This window comes from Rhodococcus sp. A14, assembly GCF_011603105.1.
Classification (GTDB): Bacteria; Actinomycetota; Actinomycetes; order Mycobacteriales; family Mycobacteriaceae; genus Rhodococcus_F; species Rhodococcus_F opacus.
In genome coordinates, this window is sequence record NZ_JAAOQS010000160.1 from 1 (window position 1) to 16326 (window position 16326).

The window sequence follows — 16326 nt, forward strand, 5'->3', positions numbered from 1 at the left end:
GTCGAGGGCGCGGGCGGCGGCGCGGTGGTCACCGGAGCCGGTGCGGTGGTGAGCGTGACGGCCCGTGGGGTGGTGAGGTCGGCCATCTGCCAGGTGGGGGTCGGCGGGACGAACACCTGGAAGGTGGCCGGTGCGGCGCTGTAGGGCCCGGCGGCCTGCAGGCCCTCCGACGTCAGCGGTGGCGGCACGACGTCCGGCCCGCGGTTGCCGAACGCGCCGCCCGCGGCACCGATCATCAGGCCGGAGACCGCCGACACGGTGGCAATCGCGAGTGCCCCGATCGCTACAGTCCTGTCGTCCATGTGCTACCCGTCCTCGGCGTGCAAATGCGTCCACCATAGAGGGCGGTGCCGCCTGCTGCCGCATGTGTCCGGAAGACGAGTCGTCCGGGCGGGTTCGCTGGATGGTTGCCGGGGTTCGGCGCACGCTGACGAGAACTCTTGTTCGGGCGAGCCGGTCAGCCGACGATCGAGCGGTGTCCATACCGCTCCGACCGGGGGTAACGATGTCTCTGCTCGACTGGTTGTTCCGCCGTCCGCTGTCCGAACGAACCGGGGCGGCCGTCGCCGCGTCGGCGATGCTGTTCGCTTCGTGAGCCGGCTCGAGATCGACGCCGACGTCCTCGTCCTCGGCGGCGGACCCGCCGGAACGTGGGCGGCACTGGCGGCGGCCCGGGCGGGCGCGCGGGTCGTCCTCGCCGACAAGGGCTACTGCGGCACCAGCGGCCCCACCGCGTCGGGCGGCAACAACCTGTGGAACGTCCCGCCCGGGCCTGCACGCGAACGGTCGGTGCAGGCCCGCTTCGAGGACGGCGGCAGACTGTCCGAGCCGGCCTGGATGTACCGGGTGCTCGAGGAAACCCACCACCGGGTGGATGAACTGGCAGGCGCCGACCACCGGTTTCCCTCCGGCGACGACGGCCGGGAGGTGCGTACCAGCCTGCAGGGGCCGGAGTACATGCGCCGGATGCGCAGGCGCGTGCACCGCGCCGGGGTCACCATCCTCGACCACAGCCCCGCCCTGGAACTGCTCACCACCGGCGACGGCATCGTGTCCGGTGCCGCGGGTCTGCAACGGCAGAACGGATACGCCCCGTGGTCGGTGCGTGCCGGGGCAGTGGTCGTGGCGACCGGCGGCTGCGCATTCCTGTCGGGAAGCTTCGGAACGAACGTCGACACCGGCGACGGACTCCTGATGGCAGCCGAGGTCGGGGCGTCATTCTCGGGCATGGAATTCTCGACGGCCTACGCGCTGGCACCGGCGTGGAGTGGGCACAGCAAGGGTTTGATGATGCAGTTCGCCACGTACTACGACGCGGACGGCCGGACTCTCGGGGACGGCGGTTTCTCCGCACGCGGCGCCGCGATGGCGCACCTCGCCGCCGGCCGCCCCGTGTACGCGCGTCTGGACCGAGCCAGGCCCGACATCCGCGCGGCCATGCGCACGTCGCAACCGAATTACTTTCTGCCGCTGGACAAGGCCGGCATCGACCCGTTCACGCAGAAGTATCCCGTGCGGGCAGTCCTGGAGGGAACGGTGCGCGGAACCGGAGGCATCCGGGTCGCCGGCACCGACTGCGCGGACCGTCGGCCCGCCGGCAGGCGTCGCGCTCCATCGTCGGACTCGTGCAGGAGCACACCCTGCCGCTGCGACGCAGCTACCGGCGCAGCGCGACGAGTCTGCAGGACAGCGTGACAGCCCTCGACGAGGCGTGGTCGGGTGCCGCCGATCTGCTCGGCGGCACCGAACGGGAGCTGCTGCAGGCACGGTCGGCCGCCGCGATGCTCGCCGTCGCGCGGTGGGCGACGCACTCCGCGCTGGCGCGGACCGAGACCCGGGGGATGCACGTGCGCACCGACCTACCGGACGCCGATCCGGCGCAGACCCGCCGACCGCTGTCGGGCGGACTGGGCGAGGTGTGGGTGCGGCCGGAACGCGGCACCGCCGAGGCCCGGACGGTCGCGTCGTGATCGAGGTCGTCGTCGCCGACCGCTGCGTGCGATGCGACATCTGCATCAAGGTCTGCCCGACGGACGTCTTCCGTCGCGGCGCGGACGGGGTACCCGTCGTCGCGCACCAGGAGGACTGTCAGACGTGCTTCATGTGTGAGGCGAACTGTCCCACCGACGCGCTGTACGTCGCGCCGTTCGACACCCCGGTTCCCGAGGACTCGACGCACACCGACGCCGAGGGTTTGGCGGAGTCCGGGGCGCTCGGCGCCTACCGCGCCGTGATCGGGTGGGGTGGCCGTCGCACGCCGGGTTCCACACTCGACCGGAACCACCTCTTCACCCCGTGAGTACTTGTTAACGTCCGGCGGTTAAGAAGTACTCACGGGTGTGGCTTTGCGGATGAACCGGCCGATCTCGCGGATGGCGCGGGTGCCCTCGGGAAGCAGACCGGCGGCGGCCTGGAAGACGTGCACCTGCCGTTCCCACACCTGCAGTTCGCACGGCACACCCGCCTGGGACAGCCGCTCGGACATCAGTTCCGCGTCGACGTACACCATTTCCCGCGAGCCGGTCTGGATCAGCGCCGGCGGCATGGAGGCGAGGGAGCCGTCCACGGGTGACGTGGACGGCTCGTGCCCGCCCCTGGTGTCCAGTCTTTCGATCAGCCTGGACAGGGCACCGACCGCGCGTTTGGGGAAGACAGCGCAGAGGTCGGCGTTGGGATGGGCCAGCTTGTTCACCGGGTCGAGGTCGGTCAGCGGCGACAGCGCGACGTCGGCGGCGGGACGCGGCAGCCCCTGGCGCAGGGCTTCGAGCGTCACCATGAACGTCAGGAATCCGCCTGCCGAGTCGCCGGCGATGACGATGCGGTCGGCGGTGTACCCGTGCGAGAGCAGCCACCGGTACCCGTCGACGCCGTCCTCGACGGCCGCCCTGATGGGGTTCCGCGGGATCATCCGGTACGCGACGTTCAGCGTCGACGCCTTCGACTCCGCCGAGATCCGGGACACCATCTGGCGGTGGGAGTTGATCCCGCAGCACAGGAACGCCCCGCCGTGGAGGTAGAGGATCGCCCGGTCGGCGAGCTCACCCGGGGGCCGGATCCACTCGGCGCGGCAGTTCGGCAGCCGAATGGGCCTGCGCACGGTTCCGCTGATGGGACCGAGCGAGTATCCGAACAGGTCGACGACTCCCGCGGGCCACGGCAGTTCGGGGTAGCGCGCCCACCCGTCCAGGAACGGCCGGACCGTGCGGCGAAGTGTGTGCGCGAGGGCCGTCGACTGCAGGCTGGTCCCGGCGAACTCCCGCCGCGTCACCGGGAGGGGTGACGGGCAGAAGTCGAAAGTCGCAGTGCTCATAGCCTGCCTCCGATCCGGCCTCGGTGCCCATCGACATGCTGCCTTTAGGTTTCCACCTCTTTGCGCCGTACGGTCTACATCGAAGTTGGTCGCACGGACGCTACGCCCGACGTAGCATCCAGGCAAAAGTCGTAATGGGATAGTGACCGAGCGGGGGTGAACGTCCAGGTGGGGATCATGCCGGTTACCGATTCGATATTCCTTCTCGGAGAATCGCGAGAGCATCCGATGCACGTGGGATCGCTCGAATTGTTCACACCGCCGGAGGATGCCGGCCCCGACTACGTGAAGTCGATGCACGAAACTCTGCTGAAGCACACGGACGTCGACCCTACTTTCCGGAAGAAGCCCGCGGGCCCCGTCGGCAGTCTCGGGAACCTGTGGTGGGCCGACGAGTCGGACGTCGACCTCGAATACCACGTGCGTCATTCGGCCCTCCCGGCCCCGTACCGCGTCCGGGAACTGCTGACGCTCACGTCCCGGTTGCACGGCACGCTCCTGGACCGTCATCGCCCGCTGTGGGAGATGTATCTGATCGAGGGTCTCGGCGACGGCCGGTTCGCCATCTACACCAAGCTGCACCACTCGCTGATGGACGGGGTCTCCGGGCTGCGGCTGCTGATGCGGACGCTGTCGACCGACCCGGATGTGCGCGACGCACCGCCGCCGTGGAACCTGCCGCGAAGAGCGTCGGCCAACGGAGCCGCCCCCGACCTCTGGTCGGTGGTGAACGGGGTCCGTCGCACGGTCGGTGAGGTGGCCGGTCTCGCACCGGCGTCGCTGCGCATCGCCCGCACCGCGATGGGGCAGCACGACATGAGGTTCCCGTACGAGGCGCCCCGCACCATGCTGAACGTCCCGATCGGTGGCGCGCGCCGGTTCGCCGCGCAGTCGTGGCCGCTCGAACGCGTCCACGCCGTGCGGAAGGCGGCGGGGGTCAGTGTCAACGACGTGGTGATGGCCATGTGCGCCGGGGCGTTGCGGGGGTACCTCGAGGAACAGAATGCGCTACCGGACGAGCCGCTGATCGCGATGGTTCCGGTGTCGCTGCGCGACGAGCAGAAGGCCGACGCCGGCGGCAACGCGGTCGGGGTCACGTTGTGCAACCTGGCGACGGACGTCGACGACCCGGCCGAGCGTCTGACGGCGATCTCCGCCTCCATGTCCCAGGGGAAGGAACTGTTCGGCAGCCTCACCTCGATGCAGGCGCTGGCGTGGTCCGCGTTCAACATGTCGCCGATCGCCCTGACGCCCGTGCCGGGGTTCGTCCGCTTCACGCCGCCACCGTTCAACGTGATCATCTCCAACGTCCCGGGGCCGCGGAAGACCATGTACTGGAACGGGTCCCGGCTCGACGGCATCTACCCCACGTCGGTGGTGCTGGACGGGCAGGCACTCAACATCACACTCACCACCAACGGCGGCAACCTCGATTTCGGTGTCATCGGGTGCCGCCGCTCGGTGCCGAGCCTGCAACGCATCCTCTTCTATCTCGAGACGGCTCTCGGCGAACTCGAGGCGGCACTGCTCTGAGAGGCCGCGTATTTCAGCGCCGGGCCGACTCCTGCTCGACGAGTGCCCGGCGCGATTCCTCGTGGAGCACCCCGAGCAGTTCGTGTTCGACGTCCGCGAACTCGGGCGACGTCATCATCGACAATTCGCGGGGACGCGGCAGGCCCACCGTCACCTCGCGCCGCACGGTCGCGGGCCGCGCGGACAGCACGACCACCCGGTCCGACAGGTAGACGGCCTCCCGGATGTCGTGGGTGATCATCAGCACGGTCCACCGGTAGCGCTGCCACACGTCCTGCAACCAGGTCTGCATCTCGGTGCGGGTCAACGAATCCAGGGCGCCGAACGGCTCGTCGAGCAGCAGCACCGGACGGTCCTGGACGACGGTCCGCAGCATCGCGGCCCGCTGTCGCATCCCACCGGACAGTTGGCTGGGGCGGGCGTCCTCGAACCCGCCGAGACCGAACACGGAGAACAGTTCCCGAGCCTTGTCCCGCGCCTGCTTCCGGGGCACGCCCTGCACCTCGAGTCCGAGGGTGGTGTTGTCGAGGACGGTGCGCCACGGGAACAGCAGGTCCTTCTGCGGCATGTACGCGCACTTCGCGGGGCCACTCCCCGCGGGACGCACCGGTTCGCCGCCGATCGTGACGGTGCCGGCGTCGGGTTGGTCGAGACCGGCGAGCATGGAGAACGCGGTGCTCTTCCCGCACCCGCTCGGGCCGATCACCGACACGAACTCACCCGGTTCGACGGTGAACGAGACGTCGTCGAGGACGGGCCGGATGCCGCCGCGGACCGGGAACCCCTTGCTCAGACCGGACAGTGCGACGCGCGCGGTCTCACTCATGCCGGGCCCTTTCGTTCTTGATCCACGGGGCGACGACGCGCTCGACCGCGAAGGTGAGCAGGTAGAGGCTGACGCTGATCACGGCGGTCACGAGCACCGCCGCCAGCACGAGGTCGGTGCGGAAGGAGTTCTTCTGCGTCGCCATGTAGATGCCGAGACCGGCCGTGGCCCCGACGTATTCGGCGAACACGGCGCCCACCACGGCGTACGTGATGCCGATGCGCAGGGCGGTGAAGAACCGGGGGATCGCCGACGGAAGCCGCACGTAGCGGAATTCTTGCCATCGTGAGGCACCCATGCTGCGCAACAACGCGCCCGCCTCCCGGTCGGCCGCGGCGAAACCCTCGATCAGACCGATCGTCATCGGGAAGAACGTGGCGAGGGCGATCACGAGAATCTTCGGCAGCAGACCGAATCCGAACCAGATGATCATCAGCGGCGCGATCGCGATGATCGGCAGCGTCTGCGACACGACGAACAGTGGAACGAACGCGCGTCGCAGCCACGGCGAGAAGTCCACGAGCACGGCGAGCGCCCACGCGAAGAGCAGGGAGACGGCGAACCCGATCAGCGTCACCTGGAGTGTCGCGGAGGCGTGACCGGAGATGGCGTCCCGCGCCCGCCAGCCCTGTTGGACCACCCGCAGCGGCGACGGCAGCACCTGAGGCCGGATACCGCTGACCGTCACGTACACCTGCCATGCGACGACCAGCAGCGCCACGACCACGACCGCGGGCAGCACCCGCCGCAGCAGCGGGGACGCGCCCGGGGCCGTGGTGCGGAGACTGGGGTCAGGGCTGAGCGAGGTACTCATTGGTGAAATACGTCGACCAGTCGGGTTCCGTGGTCAGCGGTGCCCCGTCGGGGCCGGTGAGCAGGCCGTGCTTGAACAGGAAACCGGAGTAACCCGCCCACTGCTCGGCCGTCTGTGTCCCGACCTTTCCGGAACTGTCCTTCATGTATTCGGAGGACAGCATCTGTTGGCTCTCTCGCACGAGGGACTCGTCCGTGAAGGCGCCGGGGTTGGCGTCGATCAGTATCTGTGCGGCCTCGTCCGGCTGGTCGGCGGCGAACTGGTATCCGCGCTGCAGGGCCTGGACGAACTTGCGGGCCTGCTCGGGATGGTCGGCCATCCATTGCTCGTTGCCCTCGATGACGAGCGCGTACGCATCCGGGAAGCCGTAGTCGGTGTAGTGGAAGTAGCGCATCGGGGTGCCCTGGTGCTCGGCCTCGATGCCCTCCCAGCCGAAGAACGAGACGGTGAAGTCGGCGGTGCCGGAGTACACGGCCTCGTACGCCGAGGTGCCGAGCGTGACGGTGGTGAATTCGCCCTTGCCGCCGTCGTTCCGAATGATCTGCTTCAGCGTCTCCTCGCCGTCCGGGTCCGCGAACCCGGCGTAGATCTTGCCGTCCAGATCCCGGGGGCGGGTGATGTCGGCGCGATCCGCCTTCACCGCGATGCCCGTCGCCCAGTGCTGCAGCGGAGCCATCACCGACGTGGTCTGTGCGCCCGCGGCCTTCGAGAACGTCGCGGAACTCTGGAAGCTCACCCCGAACTCCGCGTTGCCGGCGTCGACCAGGGTGTCGGGCGAGGTGTCGTTGTAGGGCAGCACCTGCACGTCGAGTCCGGCGTCCGCGAACCAGCCTTCCTGCTGGGCGACGAACAGACCGGTGTGGTTGGTGTTCGGTGTCCAGTCGAGTGCGAACCGGATGGTGTCGCCGGACTGCGAGTCACCGGCGCAACCGGTGAGCAGCGACAGGGCGGAGACCAGGACGACGGCTGCGGTGGCAGCGCGCTTGGTACGAGAGAAGAGTGTCACGACGCCGGCCATTCCTGCTTGTTGAGAGCGGTGTCCCAGAACATGTGCTCGTAGCGGCTGGCGATCACGAACGCCTCCGCCATCGCCTCACGCTGGGCATCGGTCGCGGCCTCGGCCGCGGCGTCCACGAGTTCGCGGGCCGTCGCGACGGCGGCGTGGAACTCCTCGGCGTCGTAGGTGGTCACCCACTGTGCGTAGGGGTGCGACGGGTCGGCGGAGAGCACCTCACGGGCGCTCGCCGCGAGCCGGTGCCCGACGTCGGCGTAGATCCAGAAGCACGGCAGCACCGCGGCCGCAGCCACCGCGTACGGCTCGGTGGCGGCGACGGCCGTCAGATACGAGATGTACCCGAGGCAGGCCGGCGAATGCTGCGGCTCCACGTCCGACTCGGGGAGTCGTCCGCTGGTCAGCAGATTCTGGTGCAGCGTCGCCTCGACCGTGGCGGCCTCGGCGGCCGAGCCCGCCCAGAACCCGGCCTCGACCGGGCCCGGCGCATGCGCGGCGACCAGCGAGAGAGCCTTCGCGTACCCGGTGAGGTACAGGAAATCCTGCTCGATGTACGTGCGGAACACGTCCAGCGGCAGCGTTCCGTCGCCGAGGCGGCGCAGGAACTCGAGTTCGTCGATCGCCTCGCGCAGCACCTTGGTCCGGTCCCACAAGTGGTCCGTGAATCGGGCGTGCTGGCCGGTGCCGGCAGCATCGTGGACAGAGCTATTCACAACGTTGACATCCCTTCGTCAGCATTACCTGAGCAGGTTCCCGGGTGTGTTCTCAGCCCCGCCTGTGCGGAGCACCCCGTGTCAGAACAAGCCGACCCTAGCACCGGCCGTGCCGCGGGCGGAAAGGCCCGGGTCGGTCGACGGGCTCAGCCGGCGAGGAACGCGGCCGCGGTCGGCGGGAGAGACGCGGGGCCGCGCCGGTAGATCTCCGCGGGCCGGCCGGTCCCGACGACGGCCATGTCGCCGGTGTTCTCGAGGGCCGGCATCATGTGGCGCCGGAACGAGTCCTTCGGCAGGGGACGTCCGAACACCACCTCGTACACCCGGCGGAGTTCGAGCACCGTGAACGTGTCGCCGGCCAGGCCGGACGGGTCGACGGCCCGCGCGTACCGCTCGCGCAGGTCGGCGACGGCGAGGGCGACGACGTCCGCGTGGTCGAACGCCATCTCCTGCGTCACCCGGTCGTCGTCGACGGTGATCAGCATCGTGTCGCGGGGGAGCGCTGTGCGGGGCAGCGCGGCGCCGTGCGTCATCGACAGCACCCACCCGCGATCGTCGCGGTCGGGGTCGTCGAGCATCGCCAGCTGATGGAATTCGGTGCCCGTCAGCCCGGCCGTGGTGTGCAGGCACCGCTCGGCGGCGTCCCGCAGTCGTTCACCCTCGTGGAGGAAGGTGCCGGGAAGGGTGAAGTGGCCTGAACGGCGTGGAACCACAATCACTTTCAGTTCCGTTCCGTCGACGGTGAGGACGGCGACGTCGACCGCCACGGAGGGGCGCGGATAGTCGAGGAGGCTCTTGCCGTCGGAATCAGTCCATGCGGCCACGCAGGAATGTTAGCGCACGGTTGATCTATCTCGCGTTCAATCGGTCCTGCCTGCTCATCGTTGGTAGTTTGGCGAGAGATTCCCGGTACGTGCTGCGTGAGGAGATTCGTCCGTGGAGGTCGACAAGTCCGGCGACACGCTCGTCGTCCGTGCCCGGGACGGCGACGTGCGTGGCTATCCCGAGGGCGACGTCTACGCGTGGAAGGGCATTCCGTTCGCCGCGGCGCCCGTCGGCGACCTGCGGTTTCGCGCGCCGGTCCCGCCCGCACCGTGGGAAGGTGTGCGCGACTGCGTCGACTTCGGCCCGATGGCGCCGCAGGGGCACGGAACCGCCGTCCCCATCGATGCGGGACTCGAGATGGACGAGGACTGCCTGTCCGTCAACGTCTGGGCCCCGAGACCCGACGGCACTCCGCGGCCGGTGATGGTGTGGATCCACGGCGGTGCCTACTGCCTGGGAACCGCAGCCCAGGGCATCTACAACGGGCGCATCCTGTCCACCCTCGGCGACGTCGTGCTGGTCTCGTTCAACTACCGGGTGGGAGCGCTCGGCTTCCTCGACCTGTCGTCGTTCTCGACGGCCGAGCGGGTGTTCGAGACCAACTGCGGGCTGCGTGACCAGGTCGCGGCCCTCGCATGGGTGCGCGACAACATCGCATCGTTCGGCGGTGACCCGGACGAGGTGACGGTGTTCGGCGAGTCGTCCGGAGCCGGGTCGATCACCACGCTGATGACGTGTCCGAGCGCCGAGGGGCTGTTCCACCGCGCGATCGCCCAGAGTCCGCCCGCCACGTCGGTCTACGGGAGTGAGCGGGCGGCCACCGTCGCGAAACAGTTCCTCGACATCCTCGAGGTGGAACCCGGGCAGATCGACACACTGCTGCACCTTCCGTACCGCACGGTGATCGAGGCCAGCGACACACTCGTCAACGAGGTTCCGACGAGGATCCCGGGCACGCTCGCCATGGCACCCGTGGTGGACCGCGACTTCCTGCCCCGCTACCCGGTGGCCGCGTTCCAGAAGGGCTACTCGCACCGCATCCCCCTCATCATCGGTTCCAACAAGGACGAGTCGTCGATCTTCAAGTTCATGAAATCGCCTCTGCTGCCGGTCACTTCGGATTCGGTGCAGGAGATGCTGAGGGCGATCGCGACCGATCACCCGGAACTGCCCGCCGCTCGCCTCGCCGACATCCTGTCGGCGTACCCGGACCGCGGAAAAGCGAAGGGCGCGCTCGCGATGTCGCGGGACGCCGCGTTCCGGATGCCCGCCCTGTGGGTGGCCGACGCCCACAGCCGGCACTCGCCGACGTGGATGTACCGGTTCGATCAGGCCACGCCGATGCTCAAGGCCGCACGGATCGGAGCCGGCCACGCCACCGAACTCCCGTACGTCTTCGGCAATTTCGACACCCTCAACATCGACCCGACGTTTTGGCTCGGCGGCCGGAAGACGGCGCTCGAGGTGTCGGGCCGGATCCAGCGCCGGTGGCTCGCGTTCGCGCGGCACGGTGTCCCCGCCGCGCTGGACGGGTCCAAGCACTGGGCCCCCTACGACGAGGAGAACCGCTCGACGTTGCTGATCGACGGCGCGGACACCCTCGTGAAGGACCCGGACCACGAGATGCGGATCGCCTGGGGCAACGACGTCATGGGCTTCAACTGACGGGCACCTTGTCGTCGAGTTCCTTCAGGACGGGCAGCGCGAAGCAGGCCAGCCCGATGATCAGGACCGGGATCGCGAGCACGAAGAACGTCGGCTGGATTCCCCACTTGTCGAGGAGGGGACCGGCCAGCAGGTAGCCCAGCGGGCCCGCGGCGTACGCGGTGGACGTCATGACGCCGGTGACCCGACCACGCATGTGCTCCGGGCTGCGAGTCTGCATGGCGTAGTTGGCGATCGGGCCGACCGGACCGAACACGAGACCCTGGAGGAGGGCCAGCGCCAGAATCGCCCACAGCGGCGGCAGGAAAGCCATCGCGACCATGGCCGCGCCCAGCACCGTCACCGCCACCACCATCAGCGTCCTGCGCGACACGAACGGCGCGAGCGGTCCGTACGCGAGGGCGCCCACCACGCCGCCGATACTGAGCGCCATCAGCACCGAACCCAGCTGGGCGGGCTTGTCGAGTTCGGTGAAGTACACCGGGAACACCACCGATTCGACGGGCATGTACAGCGCGACCACCGCCATGTCCACGAGCGCGATCGTCCGCAGGAGCCGGTTGTGCCACACGAACTTCAGCCCCTCGAGCGTGCCGTGCCAGATGGACGTCGGGCGCGTGGACGTGTCGGGTCTGCCGGCGTTCTCCAGTCGCAGGAACGCGATGGTGACCACGGACAGCACGAAGCCGACGGCGGTGACCCACAACGTGTTCACCGCACCCACCGTCGCGATGAGGACACCGCCGATGCCCGGACCGACGAGATACGCCACGTTGTAGTTCGCCTCGTAGAGGCTGTTCATCCGGTCGAGGGACCACCCCGCCGACTTCGTGGCGGCGGGCAGCATCGACTCCCGCGCCGCGATCCCGGCCGGATCGAACGCGGCGCCGATCGCGGCGAGGACGGCGATCACCGTCACGGTGAGGCCCGTCGTGTTCGCGATCACCGGGATGGCCGCCACGGACAGGGCAGACAGGCAGTCGGAGATCATCGACGTGCGGCGACGTCCGAACAGGTCGACGAACGTGCCCGCGAACAGGCTCGACACCAGCAGCGGGAGGGTGGCCGCGCCCGCGACGATCGCGGCGTCCGACGCGCGACCGGTCCTCTCGAGCACGAGCCAGGGCAGCACGACGATCGCGATGCCGTTGCCCGTGGACGAGAACAGCGTCGCGAGGTTCAAGAGGATCAGGGGCCCGAACCGGCGAGGCACGGCCGTCTCGGTGGCGGTCACGGCAAGGGTCCTCTGGTCGGCTCGATCGGTGGTCCTTCGACGCTAACAGCGAGGTCGTGGCCACCGCGAGCGAATTTCGGCCGCTACTGGTTGCGTTGCAGGGTCAGTTCGGCGAGGGTGCGCGCACCGTCGCACGGGTCGCCGGTACCAGACCGCTGCTGCACCCACCACGTGATGACACCGGAGTAGGCGGCGGTGATCCCGCACGTCGCCGAATCACCCGGACGCCGGGCGCTGAACGCCGACGTGCCCGCGATCGACGTGGTTTCCACCTGATAGCCCAGCTGGTCCGCCACACTCCGCTCCCGTTGCAGCGAGTTGTTCTCGAACCAGCCGAACGTGACGTCGATGGATCCGGCGGCGGACGACACCGTCCACATGCACACCGCGCCGAAGAAATACTGGTCGATGCCGGCGCCGTGGAGGGTCTCCGCGATCTTGTCGTTGGGGACGGCGTCGCACTCGCGGAGGAGCTTGTCGAACTGCGGTGAGCCGCCGTCTTCGGAGGCGGCCGCGCCCTCGGGCAGGGGACTGCCGGTGACGGAGGTGCCGCAGCCGGCGAGCACCACCGCGGACGCCACCGCCGCGGCGAGCCGGCGGGCGGCGCTCACCTGACCTTCTCCAACGTCAGCCGGCCGAGCGCGGTCGGGGCCGCGCACGGATCGGAGGGCGCGTTGCCCGTGCCGTAGCGGACCAGCCAGTGCACGAAGTCGGAACCGGTGCCCAGCGCGACCTCGCAGAACCCGACGTTCTGCGAGGAGAACCCGCGGTGCCCGGCGATCTCGAGGTCGTGGACCTCGTGACCGATGCCCTTGGCCACCGACCGTTCCCGATCGATGGGGCTACCGCGGTACCAGGTGAACATCACGTACCGTTCGCCGCCGTCCGCTTCCCACCGGCACTTGATGCCGTTGCGCGACACCGGGGTGAGCCCGGTGATCCCGGCCCGCTCGTACACCTCGGCGTCGGTCAGCGAGCCGCATTCCCCCACGAACGCGCCGGGCTGCGCGGACACCGACGTCGTCGGCGCGGACGCCGCCGGAGCGGTCTCGGAACCGTCGCCGGCACCGCAGCCGGCCAGCACGACCGCCGCGGCGACCACACATGTCGCGCGGACGGTCAGGCGGACCGGATCAGACGAGCTCCGCATAGCTCGGATTCTCGGCGATGTACTTCTCGACGTACGAGCACGACGGAATCACGGTGAGCCCGCTGGCCTTCGTGTCGTCGAGGGCGGCCTTCACCACCTCCGCGGCCAGACCCTGACCACGGAACTGGGGGTACGTCACGGTGTGGTGGAAGTCGCGGGCACCGTTCCGCTCGAAATAGTCGGCGTATCCGGCCAGCTGACCGTCGAGGTAGATCTCGAACCGGGATTCCGACACGTCGTGCTCCACCGTGGCCGCCACAGACCGCTCCTCTGCTCGTGTGGCGTGCGCGCTGTCCCGCGCACGCTGTCACCCGCAGATTACCGTCAGTCCGCGAGGTTGGTGCGCAGCAGCATGACGTTGTAGTCCGACCAGGTGGTAGCCAGGAAATACAGATCGGATCCCTGCGACCACGGGTGCATGTACGCGCCGTACAACTCGGGCACGTCCCGGCTGCTCACGAGCACCTCGGGTTCGCTCCAGCCGGATTCGAGATGGTCGGACCGGCGCATGACCACCGAATTGCCGGCGTCGGTGTACATCGCCACGAACTGACCGAGGTACTGGTTGAACTGCACCGACAACTCGCTGACGGGTCCGGGGATGACCGGTGCGGCGACGGTGGCGTTGGCCTTCACCCACGCCTTGCCGTCCCAGTACTCGTACAGCGTGAGGTTCCGGATGTCCGCTTCCTTCACCCGCGACAACCGGGCGTCGCCGGAGCGACCCGACGGCGTGCCGAACGCGTAGACGAATCCGTCGTGCTTGACGTACGAGCCCATCTGGAAGTTCTCGGCGCCCGTGCCGGGCACGTTGGGCCGCAGCGTCAGGGGGTCGGTGACCCAGTTCTCGCCGTTGTCCACGGAGTATGCGATGCCGGACGCGTTGGTGTCCCACTCGCCGGGGGCGCCCCAGCTCCGCACGGACATGTAGTTGATGTACTGCGTCGCGCCGGGACCCTCGCCGACCGAGATGCCGGTGGTGGGGATGACGGTCTGCTCCACACCCGGGATCTTCTTGCTCTGGATGATCTCCTTGGAATGGTTCGGGGTATCGACCGGGGAATTGTCGATGCCCATCCCGTCGGTGAGGTCCTTGTCGGAGCTGCGCAACAGGATGTTGCTGCGCCAGTCGCCGACCAGACCGCACAGCGGATTGTCGCTCAGTCCGACGGTGTCACCGAACGCCGTGAGGATCTCACCTCCGCCGTTGTCCCACATGATGCCGAGGTCGGTGCCGAGCACCCGGAACCTGCCGATCGTGTCGTTGGAGCTGCGCGGACCGGTGATGTGCGCGATAGCCTGAGTTTTGCCACGTAGCTCGGGAAGGCGACCGTCGCTTCCGTTGAGCCAGGGAATGGGGTTGATGCCCTGATTCGAGCCGCTCGAGCCGAGGCTGCCGGTTCCGAGGCACGGAGCCGCCGCCGCAACAGGGGGCGTCATCGTGAAAAACGTGCAGGTAGAAGCGAGTAAGGCGGGCATCGCCAGGGAGGCGACACGGCGGAGTCTGGTCACGAGCGCACCTCTCTGCGAGGAATCGAGTCGGGTCCGGTCACGCTAGCAATACCTCACCTGTCACACCAGCCCCTAGGGTAACCATTGGGTATCGCACCCGGCCCGAGTAGCTACAGGATCGCTCCGGGGTTGAGGATCCCCAGCGGGTCCAGTGCGTTCTTGATCCGCTGCGTCAATTCCATGACGTCCTCGCCCAACTGGTCGGGCAGCCAGGCCTTCTTCAACCGGCCGACACCGTGCTCGCCGGTGATCGTGCCGCCGAGAGAGAGTGCGAGGTCCATGATCTCGCCGAAGGCGAGGTGAGCACGCTCGGCCATTGCGGCGTCCTCGGGATCGAACACGATGAGCGGGTGCGTGTTTCCGTCGCCGGCGTGCGCGATCACCGCGACCATCACGTCACGCTCGCGGGAGATCGCCGCGATTCCCTCCACCAGCGCAGGAAGTTTCGGGAGCGGGACCCCGACATCCTCGAGGAGCAGGCTGCCGAGCCTCTCGACCGCGGGGATGGCGAATCGTCTTGCCGCGGCGAAGGCTTCGCCCTCGTCTGGGTCGTCGGTGGTGAAGACCTCGGATGCGCCGTTCACCGTGCACGCGTCCGCCATCACGGAAATCTCTTCGGCCGCAATCGCACCGGGCGCGTCCGAACGCGCGATGAGCATCGCCTCCGCCGTCCGGTCCAGGCCCATCTTCAGCGCGTCCTCGACGGCGCCGATGGAGGTGCGGTCCATGAATTCGAGCATCGACGGCCGCAGCGTGCGGGTGATGGCCAGTACGGTGTCGGCGGCGGCCTGGACGGAGGCGAACGACGCGACGAGGGTGCTCGACGGCGGCTGGGCCGGGATCAGCCTCAGCGTCGCCTCCGTGACGATGCCGAGAGTTCCCTCGCTCCCGACGAACAGCTTGGTCAGCGACAGGCCTGCCACGTCCTTCAGTCGCGGCCCGCCCAGGCGCACGTCCGTCCCGTCCGCGAGAACGACGCGCAATGCGAGGACGTAGTCGGTGGTGACGCCGTACTTGACGCAGCACAGGCCGCCGGCGTTGGTCGCGACGTTGCCGCCGATCGAGCACATCTCGAACGACGACGGATCCGGTGGATACCAGAGCCCGTGCTCGGCGGCCGCGGCCTTGACCTCCGCGTTGAGCAGTCCCGGTTCGACGACGGCGATCCGCGTCACCGGGTCCACCTCGATCCGGCGCATTCGCTCGGTGCTGACCACCACGCAGCCCGCCACGGCGGTGGCGCCGCCGCTGAGCCCGGATCCCGCACCGCGCGGGATCACCGGTACCCGGTGCTCGGTCGCCCAGCGCATCACCACCTGGACTTCCTCGGTGGTCGTCGGACGGGCGACGGCGAGGGGGAGGACGGCGTCGGGATCGCGCGCCCAGTCCTGGCGGTAGGAGACCAGGATGTCCGGATCGGTGACGAGGCATCCCTGGGGGAGCGCGGCGGCGAGCGTCGCGAGTACGTCGTCGGTGACCGTCATCGTGACTCCTGAAATGCGGGTGTCGGAGGCCCCGACGGTAACCCAGCGGGCCACGGGTGTCCTCGAATTGGTCAGGCGTCCAACTGAACCGATTCCGACCCGATTGTTCGGATATCGCTCCAACCTGGACGTTCGGCCTGGAAGCGAGACCCCAATAGTCCATCTGTTAGTTACTTACGCGTAGGAGTCTCACGATGTGGGATCAGGGGGGTGAATTTTTTCCGGGGTCCCGGCGGTGGGGTATGCAA

Annotated in this window: 15 protein-coding genes, 2 pseudogenes and 1 riboswitch; of the genes and pseudogenes, 4 read left to right on the top strand and 13 right to left on the bottom strand. The window is 68.7% G+C overall.

Annotation, left to right across the window (positions count from 1 at the left end; translation table 11 throughout):
• Positions 1–302 (bottom strand): annotated as a pseudogene (locus G9373_RS42155) (hypothetical protein); the annotation flags it as partial.
• Positions 303–591: 289 nt separating this feature from the next.
• On the opposite strand from G9373_RS42155, the pseudogene G9373_RS42160 reads away from it, so the two are divergent.
• A pseudogene (locus G9373_RS42160) lies at positions 592–1970 on the top strand (FAD-binding protein).
• Entirely contained in the window at positions 1967–2299 is a 333-nt protein-coding gene (locus tag G9373_RS42165) for a ferredoxin family protein (RefSeq protein ID WP_054248575.1), read from the top strand. The pseudogene G9373_RS42160 and the gene G9373_RS42165 overlap by 4 nt, the downstream one beginning before the upstream one ends.
• Before the next feature lie 21 nt (positions 2300–2320).
• Here the strand turns inward: G9373_RS42165 and G9373_RS42170 are convergent, their stop codons facing one another.
• The gene (locus G9373_RS42170; protein WP_043791921.1) at positions 2321–3310 is read right to left on the bottom strand and encodes an alpha/beta hydrolase; all 990 of its coding nucleotides are present in this window, start codon (positions 3308–3310) and stop codon (positions 2321–2323) included.
• Positions 3311–3487: 177 nt separating this feature from the next.
• Between G9373_RS42170 and G9373_RS42175 the strand changes: the two genes are divergently transcribed.
• A complete protein-coding gene (locus G9373_RS42175; RefSeq protein WP_039952828.1) occupies positions 3488–4843 on the top strand; it encodes a wax ester/triacylglycerol synthase family O-acyltransferase in 1356 nt (451 codons plus the stop codon).
• Positions 4844–4856: 13 nt separating this feature from the next.
• Here the strand turns inward: G9373_RS42175 and G9373_RS42180 are convergent, their stop codons facing one another.
• The 5 genes from G9373_RS42180 to G9373_RS42200 all read right to left on the bottom strand — a co-directional run bounded on the left by G9373_RS42180 (position 4857) and on the right by G9373_RS42200 (position 9032).
• Positions 4857–5669 carry an ABC transporter ATP-binding protein gene (locus tag G9373_RS42180; protein ID WP_005570526.1) on the bottom strand — a complete coding sequence of 271 codons (813 nt, stop codon included), beginning with the start codon at positions 5667–5669 and terminating at the stop codon, positions 4857–4859.
• Complete coding sequence (locus tag G9373_RS42185) at positions 5662–6483, bottom strand: ABC transporter permease (protein WP_005570525.1); 822 nt, start codon at positions 6481–6483, stop codon at positions 5662–5664. The genes G9373_RS42180 and G9373_RS42185 overlap by 8 nt, the downstream gene beginning before the upstream one ends.
• Positions 6461–7501: an ABC transporter substrate-binding protein gene (locus G9373_RS42190; protein WP_065491850.1), complete on the bottom strand. Its 1041-nt coding sequence runs from the start codon at positions 7499–7501 to the stop codon at positions 6461–6463. Before G9373_RS42190 ends, G9373_RS42185 begins: the two co-directional genes overlap by 23 nt.
• Entirely contained in the window at positions 7486–8208 is a 723-nt protein-coding gene (locus G9373_RS42195) for a TenA family protein (RefSeq protein ID WP_005570523.1), read from the bottom strand. The genes G9373_RS42190 and G9373_RS42195 overlap by 16 nt, the downstream gene beginning before the upstream one ends.
• Positions 8202–8297: riboswitch (TPP riboswitch) on the bottom strand. Its footprint overlaps the gene before it by 7 nt.
• A gap of 57 nt (positions 8298–8354) precedes the next feature.
• Positions 8355–9032, bottom strand: a complete 678-nt coding sequence (locus tag G9373_RS42200) for an NUDIX domain-containing protein (protein ID WP_054248573.1) — start codon at positions 9030–9032, stop codon at positions 8355–8357.
• A gap of 112 nt (positions 9033–9144) precedes the next feature.
• On the opposite strand from G9373_RS42200, the gene G9373_RS42205 reads away from it, so the two are divergent.
• Positions 9145–10698: a carboxylesterase/lipase family protein gene (locus tag G9373_RS42205; RefSeq protein ID WP_005566683.1), complete on the top strand. Its 1554-nt coding sequence runs from the start codon at positions 9145–9147 to the stop codon at positions 10696–10698.
• On the opposite strand, the gene G9373_RS42210 is transcribed toward G9373_RS42205, so the two are convergent.
• The 6 genes from G9373_RS42210 to G9373_RS42235 form a co-directional block, all read right to left on the bottom strand.
• Complete coding sequence (locus G9373_RS42210) at positions 10691–11932, bottom strand: MFS transporter (RefSeq protein ID WP_133984708.1); 1242 nt, start codon at positions 11930–11932, stop codon at positions 10691–10693. The genes G9373_RS42205 and G9373_RS42210 overlap by 8 nt on opposite strands.
• A gap of 83 nt (positions 11933–12015) precedes the next feature.
• Entirely contained in the window at positions 12016–12543 is a 528-nt protein-coding gene (locus G9373_RS42215; RefSeq protein ID WP_005566685.1) for a DUF3558 domain-containing protein, read from the bottom strand.
• Entirely contained in the window at positions 12540–13082 is a 543-nt protein-coding gene (locus tag G9373_RS42220) for a DUF3558 domain-containing protein (protein WP_120660592.1), read from the bottom strand. The genes G9373_RS42215 and G9373_RS42220 overlap by 4 nt, the downstream gene beginning before the upstream one ends.
• A complete protein-coding gene (locus G9373_RS42225) occupies positions 13066–13341 on the bottom strand; it encodes a GNAT family N-acetyltransferase (RefSeq protein WP_005252788.1) in 276 nt (91 codons plus the stop codon). The genes G9373_RS42220 and G9373_RS42225 overlap by 17 nt, the downstream gene beginning before the upstream one ends.
• A 65-nt stretch (positions 13342–13406) precedes the next feature.
• The gene (locus G9373_RS42230; protein ID WP_182625218.1) at positions 13407–14522 is read right to left on the bottom strand and encodes a DUF4185 domain-containing protein; all 1116 of its coding nucleotides are present in this window, start codon (positions 14520–14522) and stop codon (positions 13407–13409) included.
• Between the two features lie 182 nt (positions 14523–14704).
• Positions 14705–16078: an FAD-linked oxidase C-terminal domain-containing protein gene (locus G9373_RS42235; RefSeq protein ID WP_065491844.1), complete on the bottom strand. Its 1374-nt coding sequence runs from the start codon at positions 16076–16078 to the stop codon at positions 14705–14707.
• Positions 16079–16326: the final 248 nt, after the last annotated feature.

What these genes read in the sequence shown, in the direction of transcription:
- G9373_RS42220 (WP_120660592.1), bottom strand. Translation starts at nt 13,082, where the DNA reads ATGCGGAGCTCGTCTGATCCGGTCCGCCTGACCGTCCGCGCGACATGT.
- G9373_RS42235 (WP_065491844.1), bottom strand. Translation starts at nt 16,078, where the DNA reads ATGACGGTCACCGACGACGTACTCGCGACGCTCGCCGCCGCGCTCCCC.
- G9373_RS42190 (WP_065491850.1), bottom strand. Translation starts at nt 7,501, where the DNA reads ATGGCCGGCGTCGTGACACTCTTCTCTCGTACCAAGCGCGCTGCCACC.
- G9373_RS42175 (WP_039952828.1), top strand. Translation starts at nt 3,488, where the DNA reads ATGCCGGTTACCGATTCGATATTCCTTCTCGGAGAATCGCGAGAGCAT.
- G9373_RS42230 (WP_182625218.1), bottom strand. Translation starts at nt 14,522, where the DNA reads ATGACGCCCCCTGTTGCGGCGGCGGCTCCGTGCCTCGGAACCGGCAGC.
- G9373_RS42170 (WP_043791921.1), bottom strand. Translation starts at nt 3,310, where the DNA reads ATGAGCACTGCGACTTTCGACTTCTGCCCGTCACCCCTCCCGGTGACG.
- G9373_RS42185 (WP_005570525.1), bottom strand. Translation starts at nt 6,483, where the DNA reads ATGAGTACCTCGCTCAGCCCTGACCCCAGTCTCCGCACCACGGCCCCG.
- G9373_RS42180 (WP_005570526.1), bottom strand. Translation starts at nt 5,669, where the DNA reads ATGAGTGAGACCGCGCGCGTCGCACTGTCCGGTCTGAGCAAGGGGTTC.